Raw genomic sequence first — 13,151 nt, forward strand, 5'->3', positions numbered from 1 at the left:
AGGTAAACAGAAATAGAAAAAAAGAGACTTAATTCTCTCATATAAAGTAAGAAATATTTATTACAAGCCAAAAGCTAATAGCTATAAGCTAACAGCTATTTACCTATGAAAAAGCAGACCAAAGCGATACGTACCCAAACGAAGAAAACACAGTACCGTGAGCATTCTACACCTTTATTTTTGACAAGCAGCTTTACTTTTGAAAGTGCTGAACAAGGAAAAGCATTGTTTGAAGAAACGGAAGAAGGAAATATTTACAGTCGTTTTTCGAACCCATCTGTTCAGGAATTTATAGACAAGGTTTGTCTCCTTGAAGATTGTGAAGATGGCGTAGCTACGGCTACGGGTATGGCGGCGGTTTTTGCCAGTATGGCTGCATTGTTGAAAAGCGGTGACCACATTTTGGCTAGTCGCGCTTTATTTGGCTCTGCGCATCAGATCATTACACAAATTATCAGCAAATGGGGTATCACGTATACCTACCTGGACGCGGATGCAAGTGAGGCAGATTGGGAAGCGGCGGTAACACCAAATACGCGCATGGTTTACCTTGAAACGCCTTCAAATCCAGGTCTGGACCTGGTAGATCTTGAAATGATTGGCAGACTTTGCAAAAAGCACAATCTGATTTTCAACGTAGATAACTGTTTCGCTTCTCCGGCCTTGCAAAATCCGGTTGATTTCGGAGCGGATCTGGTTGTGCATTCGGCTACTAAGTACATGGATGGACAAGGCCGCGTTTTGGGTGGAATTGTGGTTGGAAAAGAAGAATACATCAAACATGTTCGCTTTTTCTGCCGTCACACCGGACCGTCCATGTCTCCGTTTAATGCCTGGGTATTGAGCAAAAGTCTTGAAACACTGCATTTGAGAATGGAAAAACATTGCTCAAACGCATTGGCTTTGGCTTCGGCTTTGGAAAAACATCCGGACGTAAAACTGGTTAAGTATCCGTTTTTAGCGTCTCACCCTCAGCATGAACTTGCCAAAGCGCAAATGAAAGCCGGCGGTGCCATTGTTACAATTGAATTGGAAGGCGGTTTTGAACGTGTCTCTGCATTTATGGATGCTTTGGAAATTGCTTCTCTTTCTTCAAATCTTGGTGATACGAGAACAATTGTTACCAATCCGTTCACAACGACACATGCGAAACTGAAAGCAGACGAAAAGCTGTCATTAGGAATCACAGAAGGCTTAATCCGTATTTCTGTTGGTCTGGAAGATATCGAAGACCTGATCGAGGATTTCACAAATGCTGTGGAAGTGTCGGTCAAAAGTGATATATTAGAGTAAAAATCAATAGATTAAATTGGTCATAATATGAAAACACTAACCATCAATTTGCCGGAAGATTTCGAGAAGGAGAAGGTATTGCTTTCCATTGCCGGCCAACTTTATCAACAAGGAGCACTTTCCGCAAAACAGGCTACTGATTTGGCCGGTGTTACGATGAACGAATTAGTTTATAGTACACTGGCAGATGATGATCCTTTAAAATCTATGATAAGCAATCCGGCGGATAAAAGTTTGTCATTTGAAGATCGAATTGAAAAACTGAAAAATAAACAGGGGTACAAAGGTTTAAATAAAGAAAGGCTTGAAGCTCTAAGAGATGCAATTGATATTCAGGAGCCCCTTGAAGTTCTTCTTTCGCAATTGACAAAATGAGATATGTCCTGGACACTAATGTCATCCTGGCATATTTGAGAAAACATTCAATCTGGGATTTAATTGAATTGCAGCTTGGAATATTTGAAACAGATTCGGATGTATATATTCCAGCAGTCGTAATAGGAGAATTAAGATCGCTTGCTGTTCAAAATAAATGGGGATTTAACAAGAGGCGAGAGCTGGAAATATTCGCAAAAGAATTTACAATAATCGATTTCATAACAGAGGAAATCATAAATTCTTACGCAGAAATAGACGCTTTCAGCCAGGGAAGACTGGAAGAAAAACCACTTATAGGCTCTTCAAGAAATATGGGCAAGAACGATTTGTGGATTGCAGCGACGGCCAGTGTTTTAAATGCAACATTGATAACAACAGATAAAGATTTTCAACATTTGCACACGCACTTTTTAGAAGTTGCATATTTTGATATAAATAATAAAAGATAACACAGAGTTCCACAGAGAAAAAAAGAGATACACAGAGAATATTATAAAAAACTCCGTGTCCCTCTTTTTTAACTCCAATTTCCTCTGTGTAATAATACCAGAAGTAATACAAGGCGAATCACCATGAACACAAACATAGACGCATTAACCGCCGCCCTTGAAGGCAAAAGCGAGATCGAATCGTTGGCTATCCTGGCCGATCTTTTTCCTGGCCAGGTAGTATTTTCTACGAGTCTGGGTTATGAAGATCAGGTTATCACAGATTTTATTTTAAAGAATAATCTGGATATCAGCATTTTCACTTTGGATACAGGCAGAATGTTTAATGAAACGTACATGACGCTTCAAAAAACGAACAACCGGTATGATACCAAAATAAAAGTTTATTATCCTCAAACCGGTGCTGCGGAAGAATTGCTAAGTACCAAAGGCCCTTTGAGTTTTTATGATTCTGTCGAAAACCGCAAAGAATGCTGCTTTATCCGTAAGGTTGAGCCTTTGAACAGAGCTTTGAAAGGAGCAAAAATCTGGGTGACAGGTATCCGGGCAGAGCAGTCAGGAAATCGTCAGGCTATGCATAAGCTGGAAATTGACGAAGCACATGATCTGATCAAATTCCACCCGATTCTGGATTGGAGTTTTGAAGAAGTAAAAACCTATGTAAAATCGAATGGCATTCCTTACAATCCGTTGCACGACAAAGGTTTTGTAAGTATTGGCTGCGCGCCTTGTACACGCGCTATCCAGGAAGGCGAAGATTTCCGCGCCGGACGTTGGTGGTGGGAAGATGAGTCGAAGAAAGAATGTGGTTTGCACGCGAAGTAATAAAAGCATCCCAATGCTACGTAAATAAAGAAGAAGTATTAAATGTCTAATGAAGTAAGTATGTCAATTTCAGTAAAAGAGGCGTCGGATCTTAGCGACCAAGGAAATATTGACCGTAGAAAACCGGACTACCTGGATCAGCTAGAGGCAGAGGCGATTTACATTATGCGTGAAGTGGCTGGTCAGTTTGAACGTCCGGCGTTACTATTTTCAGGAGGAAAAGATTCTATAACCCTGGTTCGTCTTGCTCAAAAAGCATTTGCGCCGGGCAAAATTCCATTTCCGTTAGTCCATATCGATACGGGCCATAACTTCGTGGAAGCTACGGATTACCGTGATATGCTTGCTGAAAAAACTGGTTCAAAACTGATCGTTCGTTATGTGGAAGATACCATCAAAGCGAAAAATCTGAAAGAACCGACTGGTAAAAACGCCAGCCGTAACTGGTTGCAAACTTTTACTTTACTAGACACGATTGAAGAATTTGGATTTGATGCCTGCATCGGTGGTGCGCGCCGGGATGAAGAAAAAGCGCGTGCGAAGGAACGTATTTTCTCTTTCCGCGACGAATTCGGCCAATGGGATCCAAAACGCCAGAGACCTGAACTTTGGAACCTTTTTAACGGACGTATTCATAAAGGAGAAAATGTACGTGTTTTCCCGATTTCCAACTGGACTGAATTAGACGTTTGGGCTTATCTTCAAAGAGAAGGAATTACACTTCCAAGCATTTACTTCGCTCACGAACGTGAGTGTATCCTGCGCGACGGACATTTGTTATACAATACGCCTGTAATTGAAAAAGATCCGGAAGATCAGATTGTAACCAGACAAGTTCGTTTCCGTACCGTTGGTGATATGACTTGTACTGCTGCCGTGGAATCAAGTGCTGCGACATTAGAAGAAGTTATTGCTGAAATTACAGTTTCAAGAATCAGCGAACGCGGCGAAACCCGCATCGACGATCAGCAAACCGAAGCTGCAATGGAAGACCGTAAAAAAGGAGGATATTTCTAAACAATGAGAAAATGACAAAGACTCATTTGAGCTCATTCAATCATTCTCCCATTCTTAATTCAAAATTAGTACAAGGTGGATTTACTAAGATTTATAACAGCAGGTTCCGTAGACGACGGTAAAAGTACGTTGATCGGGCGTTTGCTTTTTGATACAAAAAATATTCTGGCAGATCAGATGGAAGCCATCGAACGCGCCAGCAAAAGCCGCAATGATGGCGAAATTGATTTAGCTCTTTTAACGGATGGACTTCGTTCTGAACGTGAACAAGGGATTACGATTGACGTTGCATATAAATATTTCCAGACACCGAACCGTAAATTTATTTCGATCGATGCGCCGGGACATATTCAGTATACCCGTAACATGGTTACCGGTGCTTCGAATGCAGATCTGGCAATTATTTTGGTTGATGCCCGTCACGGTGTTGCCGAACAAACACGCCGTCATTCGCTGATTGCTTCCATGTTGGGAATTCCTCACGTGGTTGTGGCGATCAACAAAATGGATCTGGTTGGAAATTCCGAAGACGCGTTTTTGGAAATTGCTAAAACATACCAGGATCTTGCTCAGAAACTGAACATTAAAGATTTGATAATTATCCCGGTTAGCGCGCTGAACGGAGATAATATTGTTGACAGATCTAAAAATATGCCATGGTATACAGGCGAAACATTGTTGTCAGTCCTTGAAAACGTAAATGTTTTAAAAGATAAAAATACGACAGACGGACGTTTCTCTGTACAATATGTGATCCGCCCTCAGACTGAGGAATTACATGATTACCGTGGTTATGCAGGCCGTTTGCAAAGTGGTTCTTTGAGAAAAGGCGAAGCTGTTAAAATATTGCCTTCCGGAACAGAATCGAAAATCGCTAGGATTGAATTCGGCGGACAGGAAATTATTGAAGCAGGTGTTTTTGAATCTGTTACCATTCTTTTGGAAGACGATGTGGATATCAGCCGCGGCGATATGATCGTTTCGGTTGACAATTCACCAATCGTGAGTCAGGACATTGAAGCACTTGTTTGCTGGATGGATGATCGCAAAACATTGAAAGCCGGTGATAAATATCTTCTTCAGCACGGAACCGCAAGAACGAAATGTTCTGTTAGAAGCATAGAATACCAGATCGATATCAATTCATACGAAAAACTGGATGAGGTTGAAAGCCTGAAATTAAACGATGTCGCAAGAATTGTTTTAAGGACAGCGCAACCGATCGCTTACGATCCATATCAGCAAAACAGAGCAAATGGCGCGGCTATTCTGATTGATGAAACGTCGAATGTGACCGTAGGCGCTTGTATGGTTGAATAAAAGGAGCGGCCTATCCGCACCTTTTTTCCTTATATAAAGTTAATATACTATTCCGATAGGTTATAAGAATACATCACCATGAATAATTTAGTAATTTCAGACAAAGTATCAACCGCAGCAAAACGTGATATTGTTGATTTACAGAACAAGATCAACGCGTTTAATACGGGAGAAACGCCGGAAGAAGCTTTTCGTAAGTTTCGTTTGACACGCGGTGTGTACGGTCAGCGCCAGCCAGGCGTACAAATGATCCGTATCAAACTGCCTTATGGACGTATCACGGCGGATCAGCTTGTTCGCATCGCAGATACTTCCGACAAATTTGCCACTGGAAATTTGCATGCAACAACCCGTCAGGATATTCAGCTGCACTTTGTAAAACTTTCCGATTCTCCACAACTTTGGTCGGATCTGGAAGATGCTGGAATTACGCTGAAAGAAGCATGTGGAAATACAATTCGTAACGTTACGGCTTCTTCTGTAGCTGGTATTGACCCGGACGAACCATTTGATGTTACACCGATAACACATTCGATTTTTACTTATTTCCTTCGTAATCCTATTAATCAGGATATGGGAAGGAAATTCAAAATAGCTGTTTCTTCTTCTGAAAAAGATTCTGCGTTAGCGTTTATTCACGATGTTGGTCTTATCGCCAAAATGGGAATAAACGAAGCCGGTGAAGAGGTTAAAGGCTTCAAGGTTTTGATCGGCGGCGGACTAGGTGCACAGCCTTTCTCGGCACAAACTGCCTTTGAATTTCTTGAAGAAAAAGACGTTATTCCGTTTATAGAAGCTTTGCTTCGTGTTTTTGACCGTCATGGAGAACGTGTTCGTCGTCATAAAGCGCGGATGAAATTCCTTTTGAACGATCTTGGACTGGAAGGATTAATGGCGAAAGTGGAAGAAGAACGTACTGCCGTTAAAAACAAAATATTCCAGATTCCTGATGATTTGTTTGGTACAAACAAAGCGGAATCAATTAACCACGCTCCTCGCCCATCTTTGAGCGAAGAAGAAATTTTAAAGATTGCTTCTGAAAGTGTTTCCGATATTCCTGAATTCACGAAATGGCTGAAAACCAACACTTTTGAACAAAAACAAAAAGGTTGGTATGCTGTTCAATTACGAGTTTTATTAGGCGATATGCATTCTAACACTGCGCGTACATTGGCTGATATCGTTCGTCAATATGCAGCAGATGATATTCGTGTAACGGTTAATCAGGGATATATTCTTCGATTTATCAAAGGTGAAGACCTTGTAGCAGTATACAATGAACTTTCGAAATTAGGATTGGTTAATCCCGGTTTTGATAGTACGATGGACATCACAACCTGCCCCGGAACTGATACTTGTAACTTGGCTATCACAAGCAGTTACGGAATTACCCGTGTTCTGGAAGATGTCATGAAGGATGAATTTCCTGAAATGATTTATAACCAGGATATCAAAATAAAAATCAGCGGCTGTATGAATGGCTGCGGCCAGCATAATGCTTCTAACATTGGTTTCCACGGCAGCTCGATTAAAAACGGAAAACTGGTTTTGCCGGCACTACAAGTTTTGCTGGGCGGTGGTTTTTCCGGTGATGGCATTGGTTTGATTGGAGATAAAGTAATTAAAGTCCCTGCAAAACGCGGACCAGAAGCACTTCGTACGATCTTCAACGATTACGAATCAAATGCTTATGACGGAGAATATTTTAACCAATATTATGCACGTCAGACTAAAAATTATTTCTTCCAGCTTTTGAAACCAATCGCAGATCTTTCTACCATTCAGGAAGATGACTACCGCGACTGGGATCATGATGAAATGTTTAAAACTGAAATCGGTGTTGGTGAATGCGCCAGTGTTTTGGTTGACCTTGTGGCAACAACGATTACAGAAGGACAGGAAAAGTTAAATCTTGCAAAAGAAAATTTTGAATCAAAAATCTGGGCTGATGCTATTTATCATGCTTATAATGTTTTGATCACGGGTGCAAAAGGATTGTTGATGACCAAAGATGTAAGCACAAATACACAGTACGGTATCATCAACGATTTCGAAAGTAATTTTGGAAAAGAATTCAAATATGAAATCCCGGCTGAATATGTTCTTCCTGATTCAGAAGAAACGCCATTCCGTTCTCTTGCTTTCAGTATCAACAAATTCGAACCAACAGAAGAATTTGCTACTTATTTTGTAAAAACAGCGGAAGACTTTTTGAACTTCGTTCGTAATACACGCGGAGCTCAGTTGATGGAAACAGGAGAACCTGTTTTGCAGGAACTTTCGTTTGGAAAAGATTCTTAGCTTTTAGGCGTTAGCTTTTAGCTGCGGCCTAAATTATAATTTTGGATATTACAAGAAGTCAGGATTTGACATGAAATTTTCAAACCTGACTTCTTTTTCTTCAAAACCCGAGTCTTGAATTTTAAGCTTCCCTTAGACTTCACAAATTATTTACTGCAACCACTGACAGCTGATCGCCGAAAGCCGACAGCTATTTCTAATGAAACTTACATTAATCGGTGCTGGTCCCGGCGATCCTGATCTGATCACTTTAAAAGGAATTAAAGCATTACAAACTGCGAAAGTGGTGCTTTATGACGCGCTGGTGCATCCATCTATCCTCGATCATTGCCCGGAAGATTGTTTGAAAATTCATGTTGGAAAACGTTTTGGAAAAGTAAGCTGCGGACAAGATGAAATTAATAAACTGATTGTTGCTTCTGCCAGTGAATACGGCGAGGTTGTTCGTTTGAAAGGCGGCGATTCTTTTATATTTGGCCGTGGCTATGAAGAAATTGAATATGCTGCCCAACATGGTATTGAATCAGAAGTAATACCTGGTATTTCCAGTACTTATGCCGTTCCTGCATTGGCCGGAATTCCTCTGACTTCACGCGGTGTCAGTGAAAGTTTCTGGGTAGTGACCGGAACCACAAAATCACATGAATTATCGACCGATCTTCCCTGGGCGGCGCGTTCCTCGGCGACGGTTGTAATCCTGATGGGCACACATAAACTTGAAGAAATTATTGGTATTTATTCCGATCTGGATAAATTTGATGAGCCTATTGCTATCATCCAAAATGGCTCTTTACCGGAACAAAAAATTGTTTTGGGGACTATTGGAAATATCTTGGCACTGGCCAAAGCAGCAGAAATCAAATCCCCAGCCGTTATCGTCATTGGAAAAGTGGCAGCACTTCCTGGATTAACGTTCCAGAAAATTGAAGGAATGGTCAATAAGCAGATTTAATAACAGATCAGTTCGTTGGTGTGATGTTCTTTACAAAATGAAGAAATAAATAACGCCGGCAAGCACAAGATAGCTTACAAAAAGCCATTTCTTCTTGTATTCATAGGCTTCGCGATTATGGAAATAATCAAAAACCATGGAAGCTGAGAATCCTATCACCATCAAAACAACGGAAAACACTCCGCAATCTAAACGGTAATGTTTATAGGCATGAAGCACAGGCGCACCAAGTGCCAGATACATCAGCCACATACCGAATCCCATCCGATACAGATATACGCTGAGCCGACGATCATTCTTTATGTCAAATAAGCTTTCTAACACAGTTTGATACGTATTTGATTGATATAGTGAAGCTAGCCAAATTTAAAAACAAATGCTAATTTTTAATACACATACGTTATATGTAATATTGTAAAAAATAATTTATGAATAAAATAGTTGCCAAAATTTCAATTTTCTTTCTTGATTCTATTGCCGGCCTATCCTGGAAAAACATATTCAGAGTATCTACTGCGCTTAGCTGGCTGCTATTTGATATTGTTGGATATCGAAAGAAGGTGATTCATGAAAATTTGCGCAATAGTTTTCCTGAGAAAACAGAAGAAGAAATTGAAGTAATCTCCCGCAATTTTTATATTCATTTTACTGACCTTATTTTAGAAACTTTAAAGTTCAGGACCGCCTCTCCCGAAGTGATCCGCGAGCGGCTTGAAGGTGATCTTACCATCGTTAATAATTTATACAAACAAAATAAAAGTGCGATTTTCCTGATGGGGCATCGCGGAAATTGGGAGCTTGCCAATTTATTTTCTTCCCTGGAATTTTCGCATGACTGCATCGTAGTTTACCGCCCTCTACAAAATAAAGTATTCGATAAATGGTTTCTGGATTACCGGACACGCTTCGGGGCGAAACTGGTTCCTATGGACAAAATATTTAAGGAGTTACTTACACCACGAACAAAACCTTATGTCGTCGTTTTGGCTAATGACCAGTCCGCAAATCCTAAAACCGCTTTCTGGACAAAATTCCTGCACCAAGACACGGGTGTTTTTCGTGGTGTTGAAGCGATAGCACGAAAATTGAATCTTACTGTATTATATGCAGAATTCAGTAAAGTTGAGAACAAAAGAGGCTACTATCATGTTGACATAACAACAATAACCGAGACGCCAAAGGAAGTTCCTGTGAATGGAATTTTGGAAAAGCAGATTCAGATATTGGAGCAGGATATTCGCCTCCAGCCACACAACTGGTTATGGAGCCACAGACGTTGGAAACATTGTAAACCTGAATGTCTGAAACCTGAGCAATTACTGAATTTAGTACCCTGATATTCTCAGGTAAGTTTCCATACTTTCTTTTGAAAAACGGTTTGGTTGTTTAATCACCAGCGCTGTCATTTTTAGAAAGTCTTGTATGGAAAATTTCCTTACCCGTATCGTAATTAAACTTTTAGCCGCCATTTCCAGACTTCCATGGAAATCCCTGTATCGTTTTTCCAATATTTTGAGGTTTTTCATTTTTGACATTTTTCATTACCGTCAAAAAGTGATTCTTGATAACCTGAGAAACAGTTTCCCGCAATTGAAAGAAAATACAATCCAGGAAATTGCGAAGAAATACTATCAGAATTTTACCGATATTATTTTCGAAACAATCAAATTGAGAAGTATTTCAAAGACCGATTTGTTAAATCGTTTTGAGGCAGAATCTGATATTCTCGATCATTATTATGAAGAAAAGAAAAACCTTGTAGTCGTAGCCGGTCACCTTGGAAACTGGGAAATGCTAAATTTATTTGCTGCCGTAAAATTTCGTTATCAATTGGTCATCGTTTATCATCAACTTGCGAATCAAACATTTGATAACTGGTTTAAGGACGTCAGAACTCAGTTTGGAACTGAAATGGTTCCAATGAAAGATGCATTTGCCAGGGCGATCACCCCACGTGACAAACCTTTCCTTTTTATTCTTATCAATGACCAATCTGCTGTCCCTGAAAAAGCGTACTGGACAACCTTCCTGAATCAGGATACGGGCGTTTTCAGAGGTGTGGAATTGATAGCCAGAAAACTGAACGCTCCGGTGCTTTATATGGGCGTGTTAAGAAATAATTTTAAGCGCGGATTCTACAAATTTTATTTTAAATTGATCACCGAAACGCCAAAACAAGAGCCGAACAATTATATCCTTCAAAAGCAAATTTCGTTTTTAGAGGAAGATATAATCAGACAGCCCGATAATTGGCTTTGGAGCCATAAACGCTGGAAACACAAACGTCCGCAAGGGCTGCAAAAGGATCAACTATTGGAAGTAAAAGAAAAATCGTGAATAAACCTGTTAAGTTTTTAGTCCTCCGCTTTTCATCGATTGGCGATATTGTTCTTACTACCCCCGTTGTCCGTTGTTTAAAACAGCAATATCCGGATGCCGAAGTCCATTATTTTACCAAAAGCAAATTCGGTTTCCTGCTTGAAGATAATCCTTACGTCGATAAAATCTGGTTGCTCGATGGCAGTCTGAACAAAATGATCAAAGAGCTGCGTGCAGAGAATTTTGATTATATAATTGACCTGCATACCAATTTACGAACAATTCATATCAAACTGGCTCTTTTTAAAAGGTCATACAGCTTCAAGAAACTGAATGCTCAGAAGTGGCTGCAAACCCAATTTAAAATTAATTACCTGCCGGACATTCATATTGTAGACAGATATCTGGAAACATTGGTACCATTAGGCGTAATGAATGACGATCTGGGTCTGGATTATTTTATTCCATACAAAGATAAAGTTGAACGCAACTGGATTCCGGAAACGCACCAGGCAAATTTTGTAGCCTATGCCATAGGTGGGCAACATACAACTAAAAAACTGCCTGTTCACCGCATGATCGAACTTTGCCGAAAAATCAATTATCCTATTATTTTGCTGGGAGGAAAAGAAGATTTTGAAGCGGGAGAAGAAATCAGGGAGGCAATTGGCGACAGATTGATATTTAATGGTTCTGGCAAATATAATTTCAATCAATCGGCTTCATTGATTGAACAGTCACTGATCGTGTTTTCACATGATACCGGCCTGATGCATGTTGCAGCCGCATTCAAGAAGAAAGTATATTCGATTTGGGGAAATACGGTTCCGGCTTTTGGCATGTATCCTTACAAAACAGCTTTTGAAGTAATAGAAAATAATGATCTCGATTGCAGACCTTGTTCTAAAATTGGATATAAGGAATGTCCCAGGAAACATTTTAAATGCATGAATGAGGTATCTTTCAATTTCGAGATCAAAGAACTTCCTCTAAGTAAATAACGTTTCAAAACCGGTGTCAAAACACTCACCCAAATTTTAATTCAATTGTTGGATGAATAAGAAAGTAAATATCGGAATCGTTCAGATGAGCTGTTCTGCTGATGTGGATGATAATTTCGAAAAAGCTAAAACTAAAATAAGAGAAGCCGCCGAAAAAGGTGCACAAATTGTTTGCCTGCAAGAGCTTTTCAAGTCACTATATTTTTGTGATGTTGAAGATCACAAAAACTTTGAACTGGCGGAGGCGATTCCCGGGCCTTCAACAGAATCTTTAAGCAGTCTTGCCAAAGAATTAGGCGTTGTGATTATTGCTTCGTTATTTGAAAAACGCGCACACGGACTTTATCATAACACAACTGCCGTACTGGATGCTGACGGAACTTATTTAGGAAAATACCGCAAAATGCATATTCCTGATGATCCAGGATATTATGAGAAATTTTATTTCACTCCGGGGGATGCATCTATGGACGAATCTGACAAAAACGGATACCGTACTTTTGATACAAAATTTGCCAAAATCGGTGTACTGATTTGTTGGGATCAATGGTATCCGGAAGCGGCAAGAATTACCAGTTTGATGGGTGCTGAAATATTGTTTTATCCTACGGCGATTGGGTGGGATACTAACGAAACGGATCCGGTTATCAACGATGAACAATACGGAGCCTGGCAAACTATTCAGCGCGGACATGCAGTAGCGAACGGAGTTTATGTTGTTTCTGTAAACCGCGTAGGACATGAAGCCGATCAGCAATTCTGGGGCGGATCTTTTATATCAAATCCTCAGGGACGGTTATTATACCTGGCTCCGCACATAGAAGAAATTGTACATGTCGAAGAAATCGATTTACAGAAACTCGACCATTACAGAACCACCTGGCCTTTCCTGCGAGACAGAAGAGTGGATTCCTATAAGCCAATTCTTAGTCGATATATAGACTAACCCTAAGTCACTCTAAATATAATTATTCCAATAAAGCCAAAAAGAGCGCTCAATGTGCTGTTTTTGGCTTTATTGCTGGCATACAATATAAGATTAAAATCAGGATGTGCATTAATATATAAAACACTGCAATTCAAGTATATATAAACATATCAAATTAATACTAAAATTAACTTCAAATAAAAAGTCAACAAGAGACAAATAAATATAACTTGATTTTGAAGTCTATATATGTACTAGATTGTATTTAAACAGGATAATTTAAATTAAATATAAGTATAATACTATATTATTTTATCATTGCCCATTCCAACCAATTATTATTGCAAAATATTATAAGAATTACATTT

At 39.7% G+C, this 13,151-nt stretch carries 13 protein-coding genes; 12 read left to right on the top strand and 1 reads right to left on the bottom strand.

The window, feature by feature from the left end; all coding sequences use genetic code 11:
* The first annotated feature begins 105 nt into the window (after window positions 1–105).
* The 8 genes from FDK13_RS04240 (at window position 106) to cobA (ending at window position 8,535) form a co-directional block, all read left to right on the top strand.
* Window positions 106–1,293, top strand: coding sequence for a trans-sulfuration enzyme family protein (locus tag FDK13_RS04240; protein WP_137338746.1), 1,188 nt, complete (start codon window positions 106–108; stop codon window positions 1,291–1,293).
* Between the two features lie 27 nt (window positions 1,294–1,320).
* On the top strand, window positions 1,321–1,668 hold the full coding sequence (locus FDK13_RS04245; RefSeq protein WP_137338747.1) for a hypothetical protein: 348 nt from the start codon (window positions 1,321–1,323) through the stop codon (window positions 1,666–1,668).
* On the top strand, window positions 1,665–2,120 hold the full coding sequence (locus tag FDK13_RS04250) for a type II toxin-antitoxin system VapC family toxin (RefSeq protein ID WP_137338748.1): 456 nt from the start codon (window positions 1,665–1,667) through the stop codon (window positions 2,118–2,120). Before FDK13_RS04245 ends, FDK13_RS04250 begins: the two co-directional genes overlap by 4 nt.
* A gap of 117 nt (window positions 2,121–2,237) precedes the next feature.
* Entirely contained in the window at window positions 2,238–2,945 is a 708-nt protein-coding gene (locus FDK13_RS04255; protein ID WP_262711808.1) for a phosphoadenylyl-sulfate reductase, read from the top strand.
* A 60-nt stretch (window positions 2,946–3,005) separates the two neighbouring features.
* Entirely contained in the window at window positions 3,006–3,962 is a 957-nt protein-coding gene (gene cysD, locus FDK13_RS04260) for a sulfate adenylyltransferase subunit CysD (protein ID WP_137338750.1), read from the top strand.
* 75 nt (window positions 3,963–4,037) lie between these two features.
* The gene (locus FDK13_RS04265; protein WP_137338751.1) at window positions 4,038–5,282 is read left to right on the top strand and encodes a sulfate adenylyltransferase subunit 1; all 1,245 of its coding nucleotides are present in this window, start codon (window positions 4,038–4,040) and stop codon (window positions 5,280–5,282) included.
* Window positions 5,283–5,360: 78 nt separating this feature from the next.
* On the top strand, window positions 5,361–7,583 hold the full coding sequence (locus FDK13_RS04270; protein ID WP_137338752.1) for a ferredoxin-like domain-containing protein: 2,223 nt from the start codon (window positions 5,361–5,363) through the stop codon (window positions 7,581–7,583).
* Window positions 7,584–7,782: 199 nt separating this feature from the next.
* A complete protein-coding gene (gene cobA, locus FDK13_RS04275; protein ID WP_137338753.1) occupies window positions 7,783–8,535 on the top strand; it encodes a uroporphyrinogen-III C-methyltransferase in 753 nt (250 codons plus the stop codon).
* 30 nt (window positions 8,536–8,565) lie between these two features.
* Here cobA and FDK13_RS04280 read toward each other — a convergent pair whose 3' ends face one another.
* Window positions 8,566–8,859 carry a hypothetical protein gene (locus tag FDK13_RS04280; protein ID WP_137338754.1) on the bottom strand — a complete coding sequence of 98 codons (294 nt, stop codon included), beginning with the start codon at window positions 8,857–8,859 and terminating at the stop codon, window positions 8,566–8,568.
* 104 nt (window positions 8,860–8,963) lie between these two features.
* On the opposite strand from FDK13_RS04280, the gene FDK13_RS04285 reads away from it, so the two are divergent.
* The 4 genes from FDK13_RS04285 (at window position 8,964) to FDK13_RS04300 (ending at window position 12,801) form a co-directional block, all read left to right on the top strand.
* Window positions 8,964–9,872 carry a lysophospholipid acyltransferase family protein gene (locus FDK13_RS04285; RefSeq protein ID WP_137338755.1) on the top strand — a complete coding sequence of 303 codons (909 nt, stop codon included), beginning with the start codon at window positions 8,964–8,966 and terminating at the stop codon, window positions 9,870–9,872.
* 85 nt (window positions 9,873–9,957) lie between these two features.
* Entirely contained in the window at window positions 9,958–10,872 is a 915-nt protein-coding gene (locus FDK13_RS04290; protein ID WP_137338756.1) for a lysophospholipid acyltransferase family protein, read from the top strand.
* Complete coding sequence (locus FDK13_RS04295) at window positions 10,869–11,855, top strand: glycosyltransferase family 9 protein (RefSeq protein ID WP_137338757.1); 987 nt, start codon at window positions 10,869–10,871, stop codon at window positions 11,853–11,855. The genes FDK13_RS04290 and FDK13_RS04295 overlap by 4 nt, the downstream gene beginning before the upstream one ends.
* 52 nt (window positions 11,856–11,907) lie before the next feature.
* A complete protein-coding gene (locus tag FDK13_RS04300) occupies window positions 11,908–12,801 on the top strand; it encodes a carbon-nitrogen hydrolase (protein ID WP_137338758.1) in 894 nt (297 codons plus the stop codon).
* Window positions 12,802–13,151: the final 350 nt, after the last annotated feature.

The sequence above is a fragment of the Dyadobacter frigoris genome (assembly GCF_005280585.1).
Taxonomy (GTDB): domain Bacteria; phylum Bacteroidota; class Bacteroidia; order Cytophagales; family Spirosomataceae; genus Dyadobacter; species Dyadobacter frigoris.